The organism is Dongia rigui, assembly GCF_034044635.1.
In the GTDB taxonomy this organism is placed as follows: Bacteria; Pseudomonadota; Alphaproteobacteria; order Dongiales; family Dongiaceae; genus Dongia; species Dongia rigui.
Genome location: NZ_JAXCLX010000001.1, coordinates 2,024,392 through 2,046,378 on the forward strand (window position 1 = coordinate 2,024,392; position 21,987 = coordinate 2,046,378).

At 63.6% G+C, this 21,987-nt stretch carries 21 protein-coding genes; 12 read left to right on the forward strand and 9 right to left on the reverse strand.

The features are described from left to right. The first annotated feature begins 113 nt into the window (after positions 1–113). Positions 114–1,139: a DNA polymerase III subunit delta gene (gene holA / locus SMD31_RS09425; protein ID WP_320500563.1), complete on the forward strand. Its 1,026-nt coding sequence runs from the start codon at positions 114–116 to the stop codon at positions 1,137–1,139. 154 nt (positions 1,140–1,293) lie between these two features. Here holA and SMD31_RS09430 read toward each other — a convergent pair whose 3' ends face one another. Beyond that, positions 1,294–2,088: a winged helix-turn-helix transcriptional regulator gene (locus SMD31_RS09430; protein ID WP_320500564.1), complete on the reverse strand. Its 795-nt coding sequence runs from the start codon at positions 2,086–2,088 to the stop codon at positions 1,294–1,296. A 214-nt stretch (positions 2,089–2,302) separates the two neighbouring features. Between SMD31_RS09430 and SMD31_RS09435 the strand changes: the two genes are divergently transcribed. Together SMD31_RS09435 and SMD31_RS09440 are read left to right on the forward strand one after the other, a co-directional pair. Further along, positions 2,303–3,469, forward strand: a complete 1,167-nt coding sequence (locus SMD31_RS09435) for an acyl-CoA dehydrogenase family protein (RefSeq protein WP_320500565.1) — start codon at positions 2,303–2,305, stop codon at positions 3,467–3,469. 227 nt (positions 3,470–3,696) lie between these two features. Then, a complete protein-coding gene (locus SMD31_RS09440) occupies positions 3,697–4,140 on the forward strand; it encodes a thermonuclease family protein (protein WP_320500566.1) in 444 nt (147 codons plus the stop codon). A 168-nt stretch (positions 4,141–4,308) separates the two neighbouring features. On the opposite strand, the gene SMD31_RS09445 is transcribed toward SMD31_RS09440, so the two are convergent. From SMD31_RS09445 to SMD31_RS09475, 7 genes are all read right to left on the reverse strand, one after another. Then, entirely contained in the window at positions 4,309–5,202 is an 894-nt protein-coding gene (locus tag SMD31_RS09445) for a ParB/RepB/Spo0J family partition protein (protein WP_320500567.1), read from the reverse strand. 140 nt (positions 5,203–5,342) lie between these two features. Further along, positions 5,343–6,125: a ParA family protein gene (locus SMD31_RS09450; protein ID WP_320501022.1), complete on the reverse strand. Its 783-nt coding sequence runs from the start codon at positions 6,123–6,125 to the stop codon at positions 5,343–5,345. Positions 6,126–6,151: 26 nt separating this feature from the next. Further along, positions 6,152–6,787, reverse strand: coding sequence for a 16S rRNA (guanine(527)-N(7))-methyltransferase RsmG (gene rsmG / locus SMD31_RS09455; protein WP_320500568.1), 636 nt, complete (start codon positions 6,785–6,787; stop codon positions 6,152–6,154). 160 nt (positions 6,788–6,947) lie between these two features. Next, positions 6,948–8,828, reverse strand: coding sequence for a tRNA uridine-5-carboxymethylaminomethyl(34) synthesis enzyme MnmG (mnmG, locus tag SMD31_RS09460; protein ID WP_320500569.1), 1,881 nt, complete (start codon positions 8,826–8,828; stop codon positions 6,948–6,950). A gap of 54 nt (positions 8,829–8,882) precedes the next feature. After that, complete coding sequence (gene mnmE, locus SMD31_RS09465) at positions 8,883–10,328, reverse strand: tRNA uridine-5-carboxymethylaminomethyl(34) synthesis GTPase MnmE (protein ID WP_320500570.1); 1,446 nt, start codon at positions 10,326–10,328, stop codon at positions 8,883–8,885. An 11-nt stretch (positions 10,329–10,339) separates the two neighbouring features. Further along, a complete protein-coding gene (locus tag SMD31_RS09470) occupies positions 10,340–10,750 on the reverse strand; it encodes a (2Fe-2S) ferredoxin domain-containing protein (protein ID WP_320500571.1) in 411 nt (136 codons plus the stop codon). Continuing rightward, positions 10,740–10,991, reverse strand: a complete 252-nt coding sequence (locus SMD31_RS09475) for a DUF6489 family protein (RefSeq protein WP_320500572.1) — start codon at positions 10,989–10,991, stop codon at positions 10,740–10,742. Before SMD31_RS09475 ends, SMD31_RS09470 begins: the two co-directional genes overlap by 11 nt. 142 nt (positions 10,992–11,133) lie before the next feature. On the opposite strand from SMD31_RS09475, the gene SMD31_RS09480 reads away from it, so the two are divergent. Further along, positions 11,134–11,616, forward strand: coding sequence for a PAS domain-containing protein (locus tag SMD31_RS09480; RefSeq protein ID WP_320500573.1), 483 nt, complete (start codon positions 11,134–11,136; stop codon positions 11,614–11,616). On the opposite strand, the gene SMD31_RS09485 is transcribed toward SMD31_RS09480, so the two are convergent. Next, on the reverse strand, positions 11,595–11,930 hold the full coding sequence (locus SMD31_RS09485) for a winged helix-turn-helix transcriptional regulator (protein ID WP_320500574.1): 336 nt from the start codon (positions 11,928–11,930) through the stop codon (positions 11,595–11,597). The two genes, SMD31_RS09480 and SMD31_RS09485, sit on opposite strands and share 22 nt — an antisense overlap. 122 nt (positions 11,931–12,052) lie before the next feature. Between SMD31_RS09485 and SMD31_RS09490 the strand changes: the two genes are divergently transcribed. The 8 genes from SMD31_RS09490 (at position 12,053) to SMD31_RS09525 (ending at position 21,964) form a co-directional block, all read left to right on the forward strand. Then, positions 12,053–13,069: a zinc-binding alcohol dehydrogenase family protein gene (locus tag SMD31_RS09490; RefSeq protein ID WP_320500575.1), complete on the forward strand. Its 1,017-nt coding sequence runs from the start codon at positions 12,053–12,055 to the stop codon at positions 13,067–13,069. Between the two features lie 118 nt (positions 13,070–13,187). Then, complete coding sequence (locus SMD31_RS09495; RefSeq protein ID WP_320500576.1) at positions 13,188–15,260, forward strand: thioredoxin domain-containing protein; 2,073 nt, start codon at positions 13,188–13,190, stop codon at positions 15,258–15,260. Between the two features lie 167 nt (positions 15,261–15,427). Further along, on the forward strand, positions 15,428–16,486 hold the full coding sequence (gene hemH, locus SMD31_RS09500; RefSeq protein WP_320500577.1) for a ferrochelatase: 1,059 nt from the start codon (positions 15,428–15,430) through the stop codon (positions 16,484–16,486). A gap of 2 nt (positions 16,487–16,488) precedes the next feature. Continuing rightward, positions 16,489–16,917: a protoporphyrinogen oxidase HemJ gene (gene hemJ, locus SMD31_RS09505; RefSeq protein WP_320500578.1), complete on the forward strand. Its 429-nt coding sequence runs from the start codon at positions 16,489–16,491 to the stop codon at positions 16,915–16,917. Positions 16,918–17,044: 127 nt separating this feature from the next. Continuing rightward, on the forward strand, positions 17,045–18,094 hold the full coding sequence (locus tag SMD31_RS09510) for a methyltransferase (protein ID WP_320500579.1): 1,050 nt from the start codon (positions 17,045–17,047) through the stop codon (positions 18,092–18,094). A 334-nt stretch (positions 18,095–18,428) separates the two neighbouring features. After that, a complete protein-coding gene (gene rho / locus SMD31_RS09515; protein ID WP_320500580.1) occupies positions 18,429–19,790 on the forward strand; it encodes a transcription termination factor Rho in 1,362 nt (453 codons plus the stop codon). Positions 19,791–20,027: 237 nt separating this feature from the next. Then, a complete protein-coding gene (locus SMD31_RS09520) occupies positions 20,028–20,543 on the forward strand; it encodes a molybdopterin-dependent oxidoreductase (RefSeq protein WP_320500581.1) in 516 nt (171 codons plus the stop codon). 2 nt (positions 20,544–20,545) lie between these two features. Further along, positions 20,546–21,964, forward strand: a complete 1,419-nt coding sequence (locus SMD31_RS09525) for a sensor histidine kinase (protein WP_320500582.1) — start codon at positions 20,546–20,548, stop codon at positions 21,962–21,964. Positions 21,965–21,987: the final 23 nt, after the last annotated feature.

Consider the following 21,987-nt stretch of genomic DNA (forward strand, 5'->3'; position numbering starts at 1 on the left):
TCGGTCCGCCGACGACCCCTCACCCCAACCCCTCTCCCCCCCCGGAGGCGGATGCCGACTGCGTCGGCGGGCGGGGCGAGGGGCAAGCTGCACGGCTCTTTCCCGCACCTCGCATGAAACTCGACAAACAGCCGCTCGAAAAATTCCTGAAGGAGCCGGCCGGTAACGTCGCCGCGGCACTGGTCTTCGGACCGGACGAGGGCATGGTGCATGAGCGCGCGATGGCGATGAGCCGCGCGATCCTGGGCGATATGGACGATCCCTTTCGCCTCACCGAACTGACTGGCGACGAGATCAAGGCCGACCCGGCGCGCCTCATCGACGAGGCGCGGGCGATTGCGATGATGGGCGGGCGGCGCGTCGTGCGCGTGACCCGCGTCAGCGACACGCATGAGCCGGCTTTCGCGGCACTCCTTGCCGATCACAAGGACAGCAGCCAATGCCTGGTCGTGATCGAAGCGGGCGATATCGGCGGCAAGTCATCGCTGAAGCGGCTGTTCGAGAACGCGCCCCATGCCGCGGCCATTGCCTGCTATCGCGACGAAGCGGCGGCGCTCCCTGCCCTCATTACGCAGCATCTCAAGGCGGCAGGCCTGGAGATCGACCGCGACGCGGTTTCCTATCTGGCCGCCAATCTGGGTGGCGATCGCGGCATCACCCGGGCCGAACTCGACAAGCTGGTGCTTTATATGGGTGCCGAAAGGAAGGTCAGCCTCGACGACGCGATGGCCAATGTCGGCGACCAATCGGCCGTCGGCCAGGACGATCTCTGTACCGCGATCGGGCTTGGCGATCTCAAGGGCCTCGAGCGTCAGATCGAACGCAACCTCGCCGAGAGCAACGAGATCTCGCTCATCCGCGCCGTGGCGCGCCATTTCATGAAGCTGCACCAGGTGACGGCCCGCGTCGCCCGCGGCGAGCAGCTGGAAGCCGCGATGGCAGGACTGCGCCCGCCGGTCTTCTGGAAAGCCGTCGACGGTTTCAAGGCGCAATGCCGGCGCTGGCCCGCCGACATCATCGGCCAGGCTCTGCTGCGCCTGGCCGAGATCGAAGCCGAGGCCATGCGCCAGCACCAGTTCGCCGACACCCTCACCCGCCGCGGCTTGATGGAAATCGCCGCCATGGCGGGGAAGAGGTAGGAGAAGACTTCACGCTCAAGTCAAACCTCCCCCCTTGAGGGGGAGGTCGCGCGGCACGCGCGGGCGGGGGGTATCTCTCCGCCGCAGGATGCAACACGCGTGAAGCACCCCCCTCCCCGACCCTCCCCCTCAAGGGGGGAGGGAGAAGAAGCGCCTACCCCTGCGCCACGTTGAGATACGGCGCGCGTGGTGATGGCGGCGGTGCGACCGGGGCCGGAGCCTTTTGCGCCTTGGCAAATGGGCTGAGGCCGAGCCAGGCCTGCATGTGGCGCGCCATTTCCTTGTCGCCGCTGACGTCGAAGCGCCCGGCTGCAATTTCAGCCGCCACGGTGCTGATCCCCATCCAGATCGCGGTCATGGATTTCAAGGATGTTTCGACATAGAGGTCGACATCAAATCCCGGCTCGACATGACACAGGTCGACATCACCGGCATTGACCACCAGCCACCAGTCGCGCCGGCTGGGCAGTTCCGGATAGTTGAACTGGATGGTGCAACGGCGCGGCGGCAGTGGCTGCGGATCGAGATGCCGGCGCATGTCCCACATCAGGAGCGAGGGGTCGAGGTTCTTGAGCGACTTCTGCGTATCGACCCAGCGCGCGCCCCAAAAGCCAAGGCCCATCACCAGTTCGCGCAGATCCTCGCCGGCCGGCGTCAGGCGGTATTCGCGGTTCTCGCTGACAAGTAGGCCGTCCTGCTGCAATTCCTTCAAACGCCGCGACAGCAGGGTGGGCGAAATGCGCGGCACGCCACGCTTCAGGTCATTGAAGTGGCGGCTGCCGCACAGCAGCTCGCGCAGGATGAGCGGCGTCCAGCGGCTGCAGAAGATTTCCGCCGCCATCGCCACCGGGCAGAACTGGCCATAGCCGGTGGCGTCGCTGTCGGGTGCCGCCACACGCGCCGCGGAATCTTGAGACGCCTGCACGTGCGTATCGATCGGGGTGTCCATGGATGCCTCTCCTATGAAGGAAGTCCGTCCCATGGCGCCCTGATACACCCGCTACAAAATCTGAAGCGTCTACCGAATGGGATAGGTGCGGACACATAGTGATCTTTTAGGGAAGACGACTGCTACACTTCCGTGACTAGAGGGCTTGGGGCCATCGGTGCACTTGATGGGGCGGGATGATCGCCATCATCGATTTGGACAGAGGAACTTACCCATGAACCGCCCACAGCAAGCTGCCACCACCGCCTCCCCGACCGACTTCCCGACCGATCTCGTGGCCCGCGCCCATGCGTTGGGTGCGGGGTTCGCCGCGCGTGTCGCCGCCGCCGACGATGGCGACCGCTTCGTCGCCGAGAATTTCACTGAGCTGAAGGATGCAGGCCTCATCGCCGCCGGCGTGCCGACCGATTTCGGCGGTGGCGGTGCGAGCATCACCGAGCTTTGCAACATGCTGCGCGAGATGGCGCACCACTGCAGCTCGACCGCCCTTGCCTTTGCCATGCACACACATCAGGTGGCGATACCCGCCTGGCGCTGGCAGCGCCAGCAGGCAGCACCCGTTGTGCCGCTCCTCAAACGGGTCGCAGCTGAAAAGCTCGTGCTGCTCTCCAGCGGCGGCTCCGATTGGGTCGCGGGTTCCGGTGAGGCGCAGAAGGTCGACGGCGGCTACCGGATCACGGCGCGGAAGGTCTTCACCTCCGCGGCACCCATCGGCGACCTGCTGATGACCGGTGCGGTGTGGGAAGAAGCGCCGGAGGGCCCCAGCGTCCTCCATTTCGGCATTCCGATGAAGTCGCCGCATGTGAAGGTGCTGAACAATTGGAGGGCGATGGGCATGCGCGGCACCGGCTCCCATGACGTCATGATCGATGGCCATGTCGTGCCGGAAGAGGCCGTCGCACTGAAGCGCCGCCAAGGCGAGTGGCACCCCCTCTTCCACATCATCAGCATGATCGCCTTCCCGATCATCTACGCGGTCTATCTGGGCGTTGCGGAAGCGGCGCGCGAACGTGCCGTCGCGATGGCAGGCAAACGACGCATGAGCGAGCATGTAACAAGCCTGGTCGGGCGCATGGATACCGAACTGCGCGCAGCACTTTGGGCACAGGCCGAAATGGTCCGCATCGCCGAAACCGCAGCACCCGGTGCCGCGACCACCAACGAGATCATGATGGGCCGTACCCTCGTCGCCCGCCATGCCATCGCCGCGGTCGAACTCGCCATGGAAGCGGCAGGTGGTGCCGGCTTCTACCGCGATGCCGGTCTCGAGCGCCTGTTCCGCGACATCCAAGGCGCCAGATTCCACCCCATGCAACAAGGCCCGCAGGCAACTTACGCCGGCCGCATGGCGCTTGGGCTGGATGTGTCGACGGTGTTTTGAGAGAGCGAGACTGACGGATAGACCCCCTCTCCCCCACCCTCCCCCACGTTGGGGGGAGGGGGTTCGACCGAGCTCGCAACAGCGTTCACGTTCAAGCTGGCTCGAATTCCCTCCCCCCAACGTGGGGGAGGGTTAGGGAGAGGGGGCGCGCAACAGCGCGAACTTCTCACGTTCGACGCTCGCACCGGTCGGTTGCAGCGACTCAGGCAATACTGTGCTGATGCGGGATGCTGCGCCCCGCTGTTCTTCTCATCCTTCTCATCACGCTCGGTCACCCCGCTTCCGCCAATCCCGGCGATGGCGGGCGCTATCAATGGCCGGTGGTCGGCGTCGTTGATGGCGACACGCTGAAAGTGCATCTGCCCGGCCTGCCCGCGGAACTGCAACCGGTGAAGGTGCGCGTGCGCGGCGTCGACACGCCGGAACTCCACGGCAAATGTGCGTCGGAGAAAGCAGCGGCGAAGAAGGCCGGCGCCTTCACGCGAAATCTCGTCGAGCGCGCAGCAGCGGCGCAACGACCGATTCATTTCTCGCAAATTGACTGGGATAAATATGGCGGCCGGATCGACGCCGATGTCGCCATCGACGGCAGGTCGCTTGCGGACATGCTGGTCAGTGCAGGATTGGCCCGGCGGTATGACGGCGGCAGGCGCTCGGGGTGGTGTGGGTGAGAAGGAGCTAACCGCGACGCCCCCTCACCCTGACCCTCTCCCGCAAGGGGAGAGGGAATGAGCTGATGCTGACAACAGTTTTCGGGATTGAATGGAGTTGCAGGACGCACACTTAGCCCCTCTCCCCTCGCGGGAGAGGGGTTGGGGTGAGGGGGGATTACCCTTGCTCTACCGCAGCTTCTCGATGATGTCGTCGAGTTGGTCGAGGCTCTTATAGTGCAGCGTGACGCTGCCGCCCTTGCCGTTGAAATCGATCTCGACCTTGAGGCCGAGGCGGGCCGCGAGGTCGCTTTCCAGCGCCTTGGTGTCGGCGTCCTTTTCCTTGGGCGCCTTCTTGGCCTTCAAGGTCTTCAGCAGCGATTTCGGCTTGTAGTTCTCGGCGAGCTTTTCGGTCTGTCGGACGTTCAACCCCTGCGCCACGACTTCGGAAGCGAGGCTCACCGGGTCGGAGCATTTGAGCAAGGCGCGGGCATGGCCCGCGGTCAAGCGTCCGTCGCTCAACATCAGGCGCACAGGATTGGGGAGGTCCATGAGGCGCAGCAGATTGGCGATGGTCGGGCGCGACTTGCCCATGCGCTCGGCCAGTTCTTCCTGCGTGTATTTGAATTCATCCATCAGGCGGCGATAGCCTTCCGCTTCTTCGAGCGGGTTGAGGTCCTGGCGCTGGATGTTTTCGATGAGCGCGATCTCGAGCGCATCGCGATCGGTGAGCGTCTTTTCGACGATCGGCACGTCATGCAGCTGTGCCAGTTGCGCGGCGCGCCAGCGGCGTTCGCCGGCGATGATCTCGAAATGGCCCTTGGCTTTCGTCGGATGCGGTCGCACCAAGATTGGCTGCAGCACGCCATTGCTGCGGATCGATTGCGCGAGGTCTTCCAAGGCCTGCGCGTTGAACGTGCCGCGCGGCTGATATTTGCCGGGGTGCAGGAACTCGATCGGGACATGGCGCTGGCCGGCAATCGGTGCAACCGCCGCCGCATCGACCGGCGCGGTCGTCGCCGCCACCACCGGATCATTCCCCAACAAGGCCGAGAGGCCCCGCCCCAGATGTTTCTTCGCCATGTTTCTAATCTTCTAAAAAATCTTCAGTTGCTCCCCCTCTCCCCGACCCTCTCCCACGTTGGGGAGAGGGAGAAGAAGGCGGAGCTCGGTCTGGTCCCCTCCCCCCAACGTGGGGGAGGGTTAGGGAGAGGGGGCTTATCTCACGCCACCTTCAGCGATCGGCCTTCAAGCCCCTGCTCCCGCCGCAGCAATTCGCTGGCCAGATGGATATAGGCCTGCGAGCCGGCGCAGCGGATGTCATAGAGGAGTGCGGGCTTGCCGTAAGACGGCGCCTCGGCGATGCGGACGTTCCTGGGGATCGCGGTCTCATAGACCTTCGCGCCGAAATGCGCGCGCACATCGGCGGCGACCTGTTCATTGAGGCTCGAGCGCTTGTCGTACATGGTGAGCACGACGCCCTGGATCTCCAGCACGGGATTGAGATTCTGCTTCACGCGCTCGACGGTCTTGATGAGCTGCGAGAGGCCCTCCAGCGCATAGAACTCGCATTGCAGCGGCACCAGCACGCAATCGGCGGCGACCATCGCGTTCAAGGTGAGGAGCGAGAGCGAGGGCGGGCAATCGATGAGGATGAAATCATAGGCGAGGTTGGCATGCGCCAGCGCGTCCTTGAGGCGGTATTCGCGCCGCTCCAGATCAATGAGCTCGATTTCGGCGCCGGCGAGATCCGGCGTGGTGGGAACGATCGACATGCCGGGGACAATGGTGGCCTGGGTGGCATCCGCGATCGCGGCACCATCGACCAGCACTTCATAGGCGCCGGTTTCGCGCTGCGCGTTTTCGAGGCCGAGACCGGTCGAGGCATTGCCCTGGGGGTCGAGATCGATGATTAGGACTTTCTTCCCACATGCAGCCAGTGCGGTGGCCAGATTGACGGCGGTCGTGGTCTTGCCCACCCCGCCCTTCTGGTTGACGACGGCCATGATCCTGGGATGCGACGTATTAGCGCTCACTGTTGTCCCCTGCGTTCGATCCCGGAAAGCTTCAGAATGACGCCGCTGGGATCCGTGAGACTCCCGTGGCGGGTCGTGGCCATATTCCAGGACCGGCCTGCCAGGGTCAATTCATCTTCCGCCTTCGCGCCCTTCAGAAACAGGCAGACGGTTTCCGGCTTCAGATACGGCTCGGCCCAGGCGAGAAGCTGGTCGAGGGCCGCCAGGGCCCGGGCGGTGATGATCGGCGCCTTCCAGGCCTGCGCTGCTTCGATCCGGGTGGTGTGGACCTTGACCCGGTCGAGCACGCCGGCCTGGCGGGCACATTCCAAGAGGAAGGCGCCCTTGCGCTGGTCGGAATCCACCAGATGCACCTCCCGCTCCGTCATCATGGCGAGGACCAGGCCGGGAAAGCCGGCGCCCGAGCCGAGATCGGTGATGGGGTCATTACCTGGGGGGAGCAGCGGCAGCAGCTGGGCGGAATCCAGGAAATGGCGCCGCCAGAGCTCCTGAAGGCTGTCCTTGGCCACCAGATTGATCTTTGCCTGCCACTTTCTGAGCAGCGCGTCATAGGTCTCCAGCCGGGAAAATGTTTCACGTGAAACATTTTGGCCGAGCCCTTTCATGGCGGAAGTGAATTCGGCGGGAGTCATGACGAAGCATCCCCCTCTCCCCCACCCTCCCCCACGTAGGGGGGAGGGAGCTTCACCGAGTTCGCAACACCGACCGCGTTCAATCGAGGTCGAATTCCCTCCCCCCTACGTGGGGGAGGGTTAGGGAGAGGGGGCGTCAGCATCTGAAAACTCCCGCCGATCACGCGCTCTGCCGCTCCGCTTTCTGCCGGCGGACATGGCGCAGCAGGACGGTGAGCGCCGCCGGAGTGATGCCGGAGATGCGGCTGGCAGCACCCAAAGAGGCCGGGCGGGCCTTCTTTAGCTTCTCGCGCACTTCGGCAGAGAGCGAGGCCACCTGGTCGTAATCGAGATCCTCGGGCAGCAGCAGTGCCTCGTCCTTGCGGAAGGCGATGATGTCGGCGTCCTGGCGCTTCAGATACCCGGCATAGCGGCCGTCGATTTCGATCTGCTCGGCGATCTCCGGGGCGAGATCCGCCACTTCCGGCCAGATCTGGGCGACACGGGCGAGGTCGATTTCCGGGTAGGCCAGCAGCCCCATCGCGGTCCGGCGCTGGCCGTCCTGGTTGATGGTGAGGCCGTGATTCTTGAGTTCATTCGGTGTGGCCGACAGCTCCGCCATGCGGGCGCGCGCGGCCTCAAGCGCTGCCATCTTGGCGGAAAAGGCCGATTCACGGGCCGATCCCACGCATCCCCAGGCGAGGCCCAAGGCCGTCAAACGCTGATCGGCATTGTCCTGGCGCAGCTGCAGCCGGTATTCGGCGCGGCTGGTGAACATGCGGTAGGGTTCGGCCGTTCCACGTGAAACAAGGTCGTCGATCATGACACCGATATAGGCCGAGGCCCGGTCGAGGGTGACACCCTCCCCCGCCCCGCCGACCAATCGCGCGGCATTCAGCCCGGCCATCAGGCCCTGCGCCGCCGCTTCCTCATACCCCGTCGTGCCGTTGATCTGGCCGGCGAGGAACAGCCCCGGCATCGCCCGGAGTTCCAGGGTGGGCTTCAGTGCACGCGGGTCGACGAAATCGTATTCGATGGCATAGCCCGGGCGCAGCATGACCGCGTGTTCCAGACCCGCGATGGTCTTGAGGAGTGCCGCCTGCACATCGGCCGGCAGCGAGGTCGAAATACCGTTGGGATAGACGGTGTCGTCGTCGAGGCCTTCCGGTTCCAGGAAGATCTGGTGGCGGTCCTTTTCGGCAAAGCGCACCACCTTGTCCTCGATAGAGGGGCAATAACGCGGCCCCGTCCCCTCGATCTGGCCCGAATAGATGGGCGCGCGGTGGAGGTTGCCGCGGATCAGCTCATGCCCGGCAGCGCTCGTATAGGTGATGCCGCAGGCAATCTGCGGCGTCGTGATCTCCTGGGTGAGATACGACATCGGCACCGGCGGGTTGTCGCCGGGCTGGGATTCCAGGGACTTCCAATCGATGGTGCGGCCGTCGAGGCGCGGTGGGGTCCCGGTCTTCAGGCGTCCCAGCGGCAGGTTGAGGCGCTTCAGGGTCTCGGCGAGTTTCACGGATGGGGCTTCGCCCACCCGGCCGGCGGGCACCCGTTCCTCGCCACAATGGATGAGGCCGTTGAGGAACGTGCCGGTGGTCAGCACGACGGCGCCGCAGCTGAGACGTTCGCCGGCTTCTGTCACCACGGCGGCCACGCGGCCATCCTGGCCGATTTCCAGATCGGCCGCGGCACCGGCTCTGACAGTGAGGTTCGGCTGCTCGGCCAGGAGCGCCTGGACGGCCTGGCGATAGAGCTTGCGGTCGGCCTGGGCGCGGGGGCCGCGGACGGCCGGACCCTTCGATTGGTTGAGCATGCGGAACTGAATGCCGCCCCGGTCGATCGCCCGGGCCATGATGCCATCGAGGGCGTCGATCTCGCGCACCAGATGCCCCTTGGCCAAACCGCCGATGGCGGGGTTGCAGGACATCTCGCCGACCTTGGCGGGGTCATGGGTGAGGAGCAGGGTCCGGGCGCCCAGCCGCGCAGCCGCCGCCGCCGCTTCCGTCCCGGCATGGCCACCACCGACCACAATCACATCGTATGTCTGTTCAGTGCTCATGTTTCACGTGAAACAATTTCATATACGCCATATATTTCAATGGCTTGGCAAATTTTACTTGCCGATGCAGAATTCCCGAAAGATCAAATCGAGAACATCATCGACTTCCACGCGTCCTGTGATCCGGCCCAAGGCCTGGACGGCAAGACGCAAATCTTCCGCCTTCAACTCGACCACCGGGGCGTGAAGCCCCCGTCGCAAGGCACCGAGGCACCGTTCCAGCGCCGCGCGATGCCGCAGCCGGGTCAGGGCCGGCTGCGCCCCCGGATTCAAGGCCTTCGCCGCCTTGTCGGTGAGGGCCGCAACCAGGGCATCGAGCCCCTCACCGGTCTTGGCCGAAACCAGCAGCAGGTCACGCTCAACAATCGCCGTCTTCCGGCCGACCGCGAATTCGGCCTTGTTCAATACGACAATCGCCTCGGCGTCAATCTGCTCGGCGACAGTTGCGTCAAAATCGGGCCAGACCGCGCCATCGAAAACGATGAGCTTCAAATCGGCATGCTCGGCCCGTTTCAGGGCCCGCTTCACCCCTTCCTGCTCGATCTCATCAGGACTTTCACGCAAGCCCGCCGTATCGGCGATGAGCACGGGATAGCCGCCCAAGTCGAGCTTCACCTCGATGACGTCGCGCGTGGTACCAGCCCGCGCCGAGACGATGGCCGCCTCCCGTCCTGCCAGGCGGTTGAGCAACGACGACTTCCCCACATTGGGCGAGCCGATGATGGCGACGGAAAGACCATCGCGCAGCATCTCGCCACGATGATTGTCGGCCAGATGCGCCTCGATCTCGTCGCTGAGGATGCGCATCGTCTCGTCGACCAACATCATCAGGCCGTCGGGCAGATCCTCATCGGGAAAATCGATCGCCGCTTCCATGCGCGCCAGTGCCGATATGAGCGGACCGCGCCAGCTTTCATAGAGGCTCGAGAGTTCGCCTTCCGCCTGCCGCAGCGCTTGGCGCCGCTGCGCTTCGGTCTCGGCGGCGATGAGATCGGCAAGACCTTCGATCTCGACCAGGTCAAGCTTGCCATGATCGAACGCACGCCGCGTGAACTCGCCGGGTTCGGCGAGGCGCAGATCAAGCGCTGTCAAAGCCTTCGCGACGGCCGCGATGATCGCGGGGCCGCCATGGGTATGCAACTCGACCACATCCTCGCCGGTGAAGCTCGCCGGTGCCTTGAAATAAAGAACGAGCGCGTCGTCGAGGGGGATCTTCTCTTCTCCTCCCACCTTTAGGGGGGAGGTCGGGAGGGGGGCATCTCGGTGGATGGAGGCATCACTTGCAGCCCCCCACCCAACCCTCCCCCCTAAAGGTGGGAGGGCTTGTCCTTCAGGTGTTGACGCATAGAGCCGCCGCTTCACCGCAACGCGTGGTGTCGGCAAGGCCTTTCCGGTCAGGGTTTGCAAGGCCTCGGCCGCGCGCGGGCCGGAGAGGCGGAAGACGGCGACGCCGGATTTCCCCGCAGGTGTCGCCAGCGCAAAGATCGTATCGCCACTCATCGCGTCAGGGGTCATTGCCCGGTATGGCTGAGCCGATTCCGCGACTGGATGTCTTCTGGCAACTTATCTTCGGGCTGCAGCATCAGGCGCTCGACGCGCTCACCCTTGATGAGGTGGCGCTGGATGATTTCCTCGGCATCTTCGACCGTGTGAAAGCTGTACCAGATGCCCTCGGGGTAGATGACGAGGGTCGGCCCCAATTCGCAGCGGTCGAGGCAACCAGACTGGTTGATGCGCAAATTGTCGAGGCCCAATTCCTTGGCACGCGCCTTCATGTAATTGCGCAACGGTTCGGCGCCGCGCGACTTGCAGCAACCGCGCTTATGGCCGGCAGGCCGTTCGTTGACACAGGCAAAGACATGGGTCTCGTAATAAGGCGCGGGGTCGCCGGCTTTGTGGTGATCGTTCAATTTACTTGCCATTCTCTTTGTTGGCCGCGCCACCGAAGGCGTTCCAGAACATCTTCTGCATCTGCTCCATGCCCGCGGCACCGCCCGGCATCCAGGTCTTCAGCAGCGTTTCGGCATCGGTCGCCTTCATGGCCGTCATGACGCGGTCCTGCATGGCCTGCATCACCGCCGCCTGCATCGGCGCCACATCGGGCAGGCCGAAAAAAGCACGGGCCTCTTCGGGCGTGCAGTCGATATCGACATGGATCTTCATCAGGAACTCCTGCCCAGCGGGAACTTAGGGTGCAGGGACACTAGCCGATGGACCTTGCGAACAAAAGTATTACAGGCCGTTTCAGCGCTTCGGCTGCGGGCGCACGACGTGCTAAAGGCATTCATATGGGCGTTATGATCACATGACCGGCTTTATCAATTACCTCGATCACAAGGATCCCCGCATCCGCGCCATCAGCGAGACGTGGCTCCGGCTCAAGGGCGAGGCGCCCTTTCCCGTGTTCGACGCGGCCGCCCTGGCAGCCTTCGCCCCCTTCAAGGACCGGTTGGCCGTGGTCGAAATCCGCGAAGAGCCGGGCCGCAAGCGACCGCGCTACTTCGTCGCCGCCGACGGGCCGCAGATTGCCGCGGAACTGGGCTTCGATCTCACCGGCCGCTATCTCGACGAGGTGACGGAAATGCCCGAATTCCAGACCATGCTGGAAAGCGATTACGACACGGTCCGCACCAGCCGGGCGCCCCGGGCCTATGCCGAAGAGCATCACCTCGACGGCATGTTGCGCCAGATCTCAGGAATCCAGCTGCCCTTTGGCGCCGATGGGCAGAAGGTCGACCATATTCTCGAAGTCACCTACCGACTGGATCAGGCGGCCCCCAGCACGTAACGGTCGCCCCAATCCTTGAGGGCGGCGATGATCGGCTGAAGCGACCGGCCCCGTTCCGTCAGCGAATAGTCGACCCGGGGCGGAACCTGGGCATAGACCTCACGGTGGATGAGGCCGTCCTTTTCCAGCTCGCGCAGCTGGTTGGTCAGCATGCGCTGGGTGACATTGGGCATCTTGCGGCGCAACTCATTGAACCGCATGGTCTTTTCGAGCAGATGGTAGAGAATGACGCCCTTCCACTTGCCGTCGATGAGCTGCAGCGCCCATTCGACCGGGCAGCCGGGGCCGCAGGCATAATCCGTGTGCTTGGCCATGTGGCGTCTCCAATAGTATCGTTTTCGATACTATATACAAAAATTGTGCGTTCTTGCGAAGAGTGACGCTACTCCTCCATCTGTGTGCATGAAAACCCTGCCCACCGATAAGGATTCGAGCCATGCGTGCCGTCGCCTATGAAACCCCGCAACCCATTGCCGCCCCCAATGCGCTCATCGATGTGGACCTGCCGGCGCCAACAGATCTCCGCCCCCATGACCTGCTGGTCGAGGTAAAGGCAGTATCGGTCAACCCCGCCGACGTGAAAATCCGCCTCGGCGTGACCCCGCCCGCCGACACGCGCAAGGTACTGGGCTGGGATGCCGCCGGCGTCGTGCGTCGCGTGGGAGCCGAGGTGACCGGCTTCGCCGTGGGCGATGCCGTCTATTACGCGGGTGCCATCGACCGGCCCGGCAGCAATGCCGAATTGCAGGTCGTCGATGCGCGCATCGTGGCGAAGAAGCCGATCAGCCTCGATTTCGCCGCGGCCGCCGCCTTGCCGCTCACCGCCATCACGGCCTGGGAAGCCTTGTTCGATCGGCTTGATGTTGCAAAGCCCGTTCCAGGTGCTGCAAAGGCCATCCTCATCATCGGCGGTGCCGGCGGTGTCGGTTCGATCGCCGTGCAATTGGCGCGGCAACTCACCGACCTCAGCGTCATCGCCACCGCATCACGCGCGGAAACGCAAGCCTGGGTGAAGGAACTGGGCGCCCATCATGTCATTGATCATGCCCAACCCCTGGCGCCGCAGATCGCTGCCTTGAAGATCGGTGCGCCGGGCCTTGTCTTCTCGACCACGAATACGGACCAGCATCTGGGCGAGATCGTCGACTTGCTTGCGCCGCAAGGCCGACTTGCCTTGATCGACGATCCCAAGTCGCTCGACATCAACCCCTTCAAGCGCAAGAGCCTCTCTGTGCATTGGGAGCTGATGTTCACGCGCTCGCTCTTCACCACCGCGGATATCGCCGCACAAGGGAAGCTGCTGGCCGAGGTCGCGCATTTGGTCGATGCGGGGAAGATCCGCACCACGCTTGCCGCGCATTTCGGGCAGATCAACGCGGCGAACCTGAAGCGGGCCCACGCCGCGATCGAAACCGGCCGCACCAAAGGCAAGATCGTGCTGGAAGGGTTTTGAGCACCTGACGATTGCTTCAATTGGCACCACCTTCCCTCTCCCCTCGCGGGAGAGGGGCTTTAAATTCCCAGATGCTTTTCGGGTTGATTAAACGCTTGCGGCAGCCACATTGTGCGGGATGACCAGACACGCCGCACCGACACACGCCACAAAGCCCAATCCGCAGAATCTGCTCAGTGCAGAAACCAGTCCCTATCTGCTGCAGCACAAGGACAACCCCGTCAATTGGCGGGGCTGGAATGATGCCGCACTCCAGGAAGCGCGCGATGCCGACAAGCCGATCCTGCTGTCGGTCGGCTATGCCGCCTGCCATTGGTGCCATGTCATGGCGCATGAGAGCTTCGAGGATGACGAGATCGCGGCGCTGATGAATGCGCGCTTCGTCAACATCAAGATCGACCGCGAGGAGCGGCCCGATCTCGACCAGATCTATCAGCAGGCGCTGGCGTTGCTCGGGCAACAGGGCGGCTGGCCGCTCACCATGTTCCTGACGCCGCAGGGGCAGCCTTATTGGGGCGGCACCTATTTCCCGAAGGAACCGCGTTACGGAAGGCCCGGTTTCGGCCAGGTCCTCACCGCCCTCTCGGATGCCTATCGCGACGACACGGGCAAGGTGGCGCAGAACGTCGCCGGCATTGCCGAGGCGATGCAGCGCCTCTCGACACCGCAAGCCGGCGATGCCGTGCCGATCGAGGTGGTCGACCGTATCGCCGAACGGCTGCTGCAGGAAGTTGATCTGGTGCGTGGCGGCATCGGCGGGGCGCCCAAATTCCCGCAAGGCCCGGTGATGACGCTGCTGTGGCGGGCCTATCTGCGCAGCGGCGACGGGCGGTTCCGCGAGGCGGTACTGCTCAGCCTCACCCGCATGATCCAGGGCGGCATCTATGATCATCTCGGCGGTGGCCTCGCCCGCTATGCGACCGATGCCGATTGGCTGGTGCCGCATTTCGAAAAGATGCTCTACGACAATGCCGAGCTGCTGTCGCTGCTGGGTGAAGTGTGGATCGCCACCGGCGAGCCGCTGTTCGAAGCGCGCGCTGCCGAAATCGTCGAGTGGCTGAAGCGTGAAATGCTGGCGGAGAGCGACAGCGCCGGCACCTCTGCCTTCGCCGCCTCGCTCGATGCCGATTCAGAAGGCGTCGAAGGCAAGTTCTACGTCTGGGACGAAGCCGAGATCGACGCGGTGCTGGGCGCCGAGGCACCGTTCTTCAAACATGTCTATGGCGTCTCGGCCGAGGGCAATTGGGAAGACGTCAACATCCTCAACCGTGGGCACCAGATGGGCCTGCTCCAGCCCGCCGATGAACGGCGCCTCAGTGCCGCGCGCGAGAAGCTGCTGGCGCGGCGCGCGGGCCGCATTCGCCCGGGCTGGGACGACAAGGTGCTGGTCGATTGGAACGGCCTGATGATCGGAGGCCTCGCCAAGGCCGCCATGGTCTTCGCGCGGCCGGATTGGCTGGATCTCGCCAAGAGCGCCTTCGCCTTTATCGAGCGCAACATGCGCGATGATCATGGTCGTCTGAAACACGCCTGGCGCCAGGGCAAGCTCGCCCATCCGGCAACGCTCGATGATCATGCCAATCTGGCGGCGGCTGCCTTGGCCTTGCACCAGGCGAGCGGCGACGCCCTCTATCTCGATGCCGCCAAGAAGATCGTGGCCGATCTCGACGCGCATTACTGGGACAACCAGGGCGGCGGCTATTTCTTCAGCGCCGACGATACCGGCGATGTCATCATCCGCACCAAATCGGCCAATGACAATGCGACCCCGGCCGGCAACGGCACGATGATCGAGGTGCTGGACCGGCTCTATCATCTCACCGGCATGGCCGATTACGAAACGCGCGCCGATCAGCTGGTCCGTGCCTTCGCCGGCGAGGTGCAGCGCAATTTCTTTCCGCTGGCCACTTATCTCAGCGGCCTCGACTTCCGCGCCCGTGCCACCGATGTCATCATCATCGGCGATCGCCACAAGCCGGATACGGCGGCCCTGCTCGGCGCGCTGCTGGCGCAGCCGCAGGCCCATCTGGTACTTCAGGTGGTGGCAGACACGTCAGCCTTGGCGGCGGATCATCCAGCCCATGGCAAGGCGCAGGTGAACCAGGCCGCCACCGCCTACGTATGCCGCCACCAGACCTGTTCCGCGCCGGTCACCGATCCTGCCAAACTTGCTGCTGCCTTGAGTGCGTAGCTGTCCCGCGGTTAGAGTTTGACCATCGACCCCTCACCCCAACCCTCTCCCCGCTCGCGCGGGGCGAGGGAGTTCGGGGAGAGCCGGATAAAAAAGCCCCTCGCCCCTGCGGGGAGAGGGGTTGGGGTGAGGGGGCTCACTGCACAACCACTGCAAACGGAAACACCATGCCCGCACCCCGCCGTATCGCCATCGTATTGTTCAATCTCGGCGGGCCGGATTCGCTGACGGCTGTGCAGCCCTTCCTGTTCAACCTGTTCAATGACCGCAGCATCATCAATCTGCCGCAGCCCTTTCGCTGGCTTCTGGCCAAGCTGATCTCCTCGCGCCGCACGCCGGTCGCCAGTCACGTCTATCAGCAGATGGGCGGACGCTCGCCGATCCTGCCCAATACGGAAGCCCAGGCGGCGGCGCTCGAAGCGTTGCTCACCACCGGTGGCATCGAGGTGCGCTGCTTCATCGCTATGCGCTATTGGCACCCCTTCACCGAGGCGACCGCACGCGATGTGAAGGCCTGGGGCGCCGATGAGGTGATCCTCCTGCCGCTCTATCCGCAATTCTCGACCACGACCACGGCCTCATCCTTGCGGGTCTGGCATGCAACGGCGCGGCAGATCGGCCTCACGGCGCCGCAGCATGCGGTGTGCTGCTATCCCGACGAGCCTGGCTTCGTCAGCGCGCTCAGCGAGATCACGCGCCAGGCGATGGGCCAAGCCCAAGCGGCGGCACCCGGAGAGACGCCCGCCATCATTTTCTCCGCCCATGGCCTGCCGAAGAAGATCGTCGATGCGGGCGATCCCTATGTGGCGCAGGTGGAAGCGACGGTCGCCGCGGTGGCCCAGGAACTGGCTCTGACGCCGGCGCAATATCAGATCGCCTATCAGAGCCGTGTGGGTCCCTTGGAATGGGTCGGTCCCGCGACCGACAATGTCATTACCGCCGCCGCCAAGGCCGGCAAGCCTATCATCGTCGTGCCGGTGGCTTTCGTCTCGGAACACTCCGAAACGCTGGTGGAGCTTGATATCGAGTACCGGCACCTTGCGGAAAGCAACGGCGCGCCGCTCTATCTGCGCGCCCCCACCGTGGCAACGCATCCGGCTTTCATCGCCGGCCTCGTCCGCCTGGTGCAGGATGCGCTGGCGAAGGGCCAAGCCCTGCAACCCGGCTGCGGCCGAATGGCATGCAAGGGTCAGAGCCAATGCGCCATGACCAAGGCGGGGGCGTGACCATGGACCTCTATCTCTGGCTGAAAGCGCTTCATGTCATCGCCGTCATCGCCTGGATGGCGGGCATGCTCTATCTGCCGCGGCTTTACGTCTATCACTGCAAGGCCAAATCCGGTTCGGAGATGAGCGAGACGTTCAAGGTGATGGAGCGGCGGCTCCTGCGCGCCATCATCAACCCGGCGATGATCGCATCCTGGATCTTCGGCCTGTCCCTCGCCTGGATGGGCGATTGGTGGGGCGCCGGCTGGTTTCACGGCAAGCTCGCCCTCCTTTTTGGCATGCAACTGATCCATGCCGGTTACGCGCGCTGGCGCCGTGCCTTTGCCAATGACGCCAACACCCATGATGAGAAATTTTTCCGCATCATGAACGAGGTGCCGACGCTGCTGATGATCGGCATCGTCATCCTGGTAATCGTAAAGCCGTTCTGACCCAAAGCGGTATTGGTCGCGCTGTCATCGCCCTTGGTTTGTGACCCCAGTCACAACCGGGCCGACAATTCCTTGCCATGATCCCCCTGCGGCGCGAGACACGCGGCCAACAAATGGGGACGGACCCATGGACAAGGATGTCATGATGACCAAGAACCTCACACCCGCCCGCCTGCTCGATATCGGCTTCGGCTTCGCCCCGGCCCAGACCCTCCTTACTGCGACGGCGCTCGGCCTTTTCACCAAGCTCGGCGATCAGGCGATGACCGCCAAGGAGCTCGGCGACAGACTGGGCCTGCATCCGGCCGACCGTGCACGCAGCGATTTCTTCGATGCCTTGGTGTCGCTGCAGATCCTGGAGCGGCAGGGGAATGGTGCCAAGGCACTCTATCGCAACACGCCCGAAAGCGGACTCTTCCTCGACAAGGCGAAGCCGTCTTATGTCGGCGGCATTCTGGAAATGTCGCAGGCGCGGCTCTTCCCCTTCTGGGCGGATCTGAAGACAGCGCTCCTCACCGGGCGGCCGCAGAACGAGATCAAGCATAACGGCAAGCCCCTCTTCGAAGAGCTTTACGCCGATCCGGCGCGGCTCGAGCAGTTCATGCGCGCGATGGCCGGCATCAGCCGCGGCAATTTCCAATCCTTCGTCGACCAGTTCGATTTCGCGCCCTACCAGACCTATTGCGATGTGGGTGGTGCGACCGGCCTGCTGGCCGGCATGGTGGCACGCGCCAAGCCGCACCTCACCGTCGCCACCTATGATCTGCCGGTGGTGGCGCCGATCGCGACGCGGGCGCTCGACGATCAGGGTCTCGGCGGCAAGGTCCAGGTTCTCGCCGGCGATTTCCTCAAGGAGAAACTCCCGCGGGCCGACGTCATCAGCATGGGCATGATCCTCCATGACTGGAACATGGAGGGGAAGATGCACCTCATCCGCGCCGCCTATGACGCCTTGCCTGAGGGTGGCGCCTTCGTCGTCATCGAACACATGATCGACAACGAGCGGCGCACCAACAGCTTCGGGTTGATGATCTCGCTCAACATGCTGATCGAGTTCGGCGACGCCTTCGACTACACCGCGGCCGAGTTCGAAGGTTGGTGCCGCGAAGTGGGGTTCACTCGCTTCCAGACCATCCCGCTCACCCCCGTGGCCAGCGCGGCCGTCGCCTACAAGTAAGTTCAACCGGTCGGTCAATATTATGGGGCGGGTGGCGCATGCGACGTCATCCGCCCCATGAATTTAAGGTCATTTGACTTCCAGACCGGATTCCGGTAGGGGTTTTGTTAAGGGTTCTGGGTCTAACCATTCGGTTGCGACCGGCCCTTGTCTTCCAAGCACCTCCGCTCCCATATCATGTTGGCCGGCCCGGGAAACGAAACGGGCAAAGACGTGGCGTAAGGGCGGCTTCATGGGCCGAAGATCAATTCCCGGCGCTGCCGTATTCAAGCCTTTTCCCGTCATCGAAAAGCCCGACCGACCCGGTCCCACACTCCACACATCCAGAAAATAAATGAATTTACAAGAACTTAAGCGTAAGTCCCCAGCCGAACTCCTGGAGTTCGCCGAGAGCCTGCAGATCGAAAACGCCAATTCGCTCAGGCGCCAGGACATGCTGTTCGCGATCCTCAAGCAGCTCGCCGACAACGACACGGCGATCTTTGGCGCGGGCGTGCTCGAAATCCTGCAGGACGGCTTCGGCTTCCTGCGGTCGCCCGAGGCAAACTATCTGCCCGGCCCCGACGACATCTATTGCTCGCCCTCCCAGGTGCGCCGCTTCGGTCTTCGGACCGGCGACACGGTCGAAGGGCAGATCCGCGGCCCCAAGGATGGCGAGCGGTATTTCGCCCTCCTCAAGGTCAACACGATCAATTTCGAGGATCCGGACAAGATCCGCCACCGCATCAACTTCGACAACCTGACGCCGCTCTATCCGGACGAAAAGCTGAAGATGGAGCTGGAGGGCAAGGGCGACGACAAGATGCCCGAGCCAGAGGCGCTGCCGAAGGCCGAGGCCGCCCGCACCGTCGAGATGAGCCGCCGTGCCCTCAAAGCGCGCGAGAGCAAGGATCTCAACAAGGTCGACATCACCGGCCGCGTCGTCGATCTCATCTGCCCGATCGGCAAGGGCCAGCGCGCCCTGGTGGTCGCCCCGCCGCGCACGGGTAAGACCGTGATGCTGCAGAACATCGCCAATTCGATCGCCACCAACCACCCGGAAGCCTATCTGATCGTGCTGCTCATCGACGAGCGCCCCGAAGAAGTGACCGACATGTCCCGCTCGGTGAAGGGCGAGGTCGTCTCCTCGACCTTCGACGAGCCGGCAGCCCGTCACGTCCAGGTCGCCGAAATGGTGATCGAGAAGGCCAAGCGTCTGGTCGAGCACAAGCGCGACGTCATCATCCTCCTCGATTCAATCACGCGTCTTGCGCGCGCCTACAACACCGTCGTGCCATCGTCGGGCAAGGTGCTGACCGGCGGTGTCGATGCCAACGCGCTGCAGCGCCCCAAGCGCTTCTTCGGTGCCGCACGTAACATCGAGGAAGGCGGCAGCTTGACCATCATCGCCACGGCGCTGATCGATACCGGCAGCCGCATGGACGAAGTCATCTTCGAAGAGTTCAAGGGCACCGGTAACTCGGAAATCATCCTCGACCGCAAGCTCTCGGACAAGCGCACCTTCCCGTCTATCGACATCACCAAATCGGGCACGCGCAAGGAAGAGCTGCTGGTCGACCGCGCGACGCTGTCCAAGATGTGGGTCCTGCGCCGCATCCTGATGCCGATGGGCGTCACCGACGCGATGGAGTTCCTGCTCGACAAGTTGAAGCATTCCAAGACGAATGCCGACTTCTTCCAGTCGATGAACCAGTAGAGACAAGGGCCGGTGGAATTTTCACCGGCCCTTCTTCTTTGGTGGCTGCACCAACTTCGTGTAGGTCGCCGCTTGCCGAGCCACATCTTGTTGTATGTCGCGGCCTTATCCTGCCGTCTTCGCGCGGCTTGCGAAGAAAACGCCGCCGCTTTAACACATGTTAAACCATATGCCCCGATAGTTTAGGCCATGGATCAAGGGGAAGTTGATCCATAACCTCTCTGGGGAACTCATCTCATGGCGCTGGGTCGTGCCGCTATCATCGCTGCATTTATCCTCCTTGCCGGTCTGCCGCCGGCAGCGGCGGTAGAGCCATTGCCGGCGCCCACCGGACCCGTGGTCCTGGTGCTGGAGGGCACGCTCGATGCGCACAACACGATCGACGGCAAGGCCGCCTTCGACATGGCAATGTTGCAGGCACTGCCCAAAACCGCATTCAACACGACCACTATCTGGACCGATGGCTTGCAGACCTTCGAGGGCGTGAAGATTGCCGATCTCATGGCACGGCTGGGCGCCAAGCCGGCCGAGTTCAACGCGCTCGCCACCAATGATTACGAGATGAGCTTTCCGGCCAGTGATGCGCTGGACCACGGCGCCATCATCGCCTATGCGCAGAATGGCGCCGCCATTCCACTCGATAACAAAGGCCCGCTCTGGATCGTCTATCCATACGATCAGGATGCCGAGCTCGCCAATGACCGCTATTTGAGCCAGTCGGTGTGGAGCCTCGACCATATGACGCTGTATTGAGCATGCCGGCCTCCAGCACATTGACGCCAGCCGTCTGGAAACGCGCGATCACTGTGGTCTTCGCCGTGCTGGTGTGCGGCTTGCTGCTGGCACTGCTGATACTGCGTGACGACGTCTCACAGCATTTCGACCGCATGCGCCGCGCCACCGCCGGTGCTCTTATTTGGAACACCGCGCAATTCGAAGTCGACGCGGCCCGCTTTGGCACCAGCTTTGCCACCATGCATGGCGCCGATCCCGCCTTGCTGCCGCCCGATGTGCTGCGCCGCTGGCGCGCTTTGCAGGCGCGCTATCAGGTGCTTATCGCCGGCGTCGTCCATGAAAGCCTCGTCGCCAACCCCAATACCGCTGCCATGCTGCCGGCTCTCGGCGCTGATCTCGGCCAGTTGCGCGACCTGCTGGAAGGGCCAAACGCGCGCCCGCTCGAACAATACGACACCATCGTCGCCCTCACCGCCGCACTGCAGGTGAAGGCCCATCGCCTGGCGGTGCTCACGACGACAGGTGCCGCGACCAAGGACGAGCAGGCGCGTGAATCGCTGGCGGCCCTCATCGACCGGCTGTCGCTGGTGCGCTTCGCCCTCGGCATCGTTCTCGCCATGGGTATGATCGTGCTGTTCCTGCAGCAGCGTCGCTTGAAGCGCCTGGCCAAGGAATTGGTGCGGGCGAAATTCCAGGCCGAGGACGCCAACCGCGCCAAGACCGATTTCCTGGCGCATATGAGCCACGAATTCAGGACACCGCTCAATGCCATCATCGGCTTTTCCGATTTGATGAAGGCCGAGATCTTCGGCCCGGTGACGCCGCCGCGCTACAAGGATTATGTCGGCGACATATCCGATGCCGGCACACATCTCCTCGGCCTCATCGACAAGGTGCTGGATGTCGCCAAGATCGAAGCCGGCAAGGTCGAGCCACGCCCGCAGCCGATCGACATTCCCGACCTTCTCAAGACCTGCGCCGATCTCATCCAGCAGCCGCTGGATGCGCGCCAGTTGACGCTGAGCATGCAATTGCCCCCGGAGCTGCCACCCGTCGTCGCCGACCCGCAGCATCTCAGGCAGATCATGCTGAACCTGCTCAGCAATGCCGTGAAGTTCACCCTGGCCGGCGGCGAGGTCAGCATCGGCGCCACGCGTATTGCCGCCAATGACCACGCGAAAAACGGCGCGGCGCCGGGCATCGAGATCTGGGTCAAGGACAACGGCATCGGCATCGCCGCCGCCGATATCGCCAAGGCCCTGTCGCCTTTCGGCCAGGTCCGCACCAATGCCACCACCGCTCAGCAGGGAACGGGCCTCGGCCTCCCCATCACCAAATCTCTGACCGAGCTCAATGGCGGGCGATTCGAAATCGAAAGCGCCCTCGGCAAAGGCACGAAGGTCAGCATCCACTTCCCAGCTGGCAAGCTCGCCGCCTAATCCACGATTTCCAGCGGAGGCGC

Coding starts and splice junctions, on each gene's coding strand:
- holA (WP_320500563.1), top strand. CDS start 114: ATGAAACTCGACAAACAGCCGCTCGAAAAATTCCTGAAGGAGCCGGCC.
- SMD31_RS09430 (WP_320500564.1), bottom strand. CDS start 2,088: ATGGACACCCCGATCGATACGCACGTGCAGGCGTCTCAAGATTCCGCG.
- SMD31_RS09435 (WP_320500565.1), top strand. CDS start 2,303: ATGAACCGCCCACAGCAAGCTGCCACCACCGCCTCCCCGACCGACTTC.
- SMD31_RS09440 (WP_320500566.1), top strand. CDS start 3,697: ATGCTGCGCCCCGCTGTTCTTCTCATCCTTCTCATCACGCTCGGTCAC.
- SMD31_RS09445 (WP_320500567.1), bottom strand. CDS start 5,202: ATGGCGAAGAAACATCTGGGGCGGGGCCTCTCGGCCTTGTTGGGGAAT.
- SMD31_RS09450 (WP_320501022.1), bottom strand. CDS start 6,125: ATGGCCGTCGTCAACCAGAAGGGCGGGGTGGGCAAGACCACGACCGCC.
- rsmG (WP_320500568.1), bottom strand. CDS start 6,787: ATGACTCCCGCCGAATTCACTTCCGCCATGAAAGGGCTCGGCCAAAAT.
- mnmG (WP_320500569.1), bottom strand. CDS start 8,828: ATGAGCACTGAACAGACATACGATGTGATTGTGGTCGGTGGTGGCCAT.
- mnmE (WP_320500570.1), bottom strand. CDS start 10,328: ATGAGTGGCGATACGATCTTTGCGCTGGCGACACCTGCGGGGAAATCC.
- SMD31_RS09470 (WP_320500571.1), bottom strand. CDS start 10,750: ATGGCAAGTAAATTGAACGATCACCACAAAGCCGGCGACCCCGCGCCT.
- SMD31_RS09475 (WP_320500572.1), bottom strand. CDS start 10,991: ATGAAGATCCATGTCGATATCGACTGCACGCCCGAAGAGGCCCGTGCT.
- SMD31_RS09480 (WP_320500573.1), top strand. CDS start 11,134: ATGACCGGCTTTATCAATTACCTCGATCACAAGGATCCCCGCATCCGC.
- SMD31_RS09485 (WP_320500574.1), bottom strand. CDS start 11,930: ATGGCCAAGCACACGGATTATGCCTGCGGCCCCGGCTGCCCGGTCGAA.
- SMD31_RS09490 (WP_320500575.1), top strand. CDS start 12,053: ATGCGTGCCGTCGCCTATGAAACCCCGCAACCCATTGCCGCCCCCAAT.
- SMD31_RS09495 (WP_320500576.1), top strand. CDS start 13,188: ATGACCAGACACGCCGCACCGACACACGCCACAAAGCCCAATCCGCAG.
- hemH (WP_320500577.1), top strand. CDS start 15,428: ATGCCCGCACCCCGCCGTATCGCCATCGTATTGTTCAATCTCGGCGGG.
- hemJ (WP_320500578.1), top strand. CDS start 16,489: ATGGACCTCTATCTCTGGCTGAAAGCGCTTCATGTCATCGCCGTCATC.
- SMD31_RS09510 (WP_320500579.1), top strand. CDS start 17,045: ATGGACAAGGATGTCATGATGACCAAGAACCTCACACCCGCCCGCCTG.
- rho (WP_320500580.1), top strand. CDS start 18,429: ATGAATTTACAAGAACTTAAGCGTAAGTCCCCAGCCGAACTCCTGGAG.
- SMD31_RS09520 (WP_320500581.1), top strand. CDS start 20,028: ATGGCGCTGGGTCGTGCCGCTATCATCGCTGCATTTATCCTCCTTGCC.
- SMD31_RS09525 (WP_320500582.1), top strand. CDS start 20,546: ATGCCGGCCTCCAGCACATTGACGCCAGCCGTCTGGAAACGCGCGATC.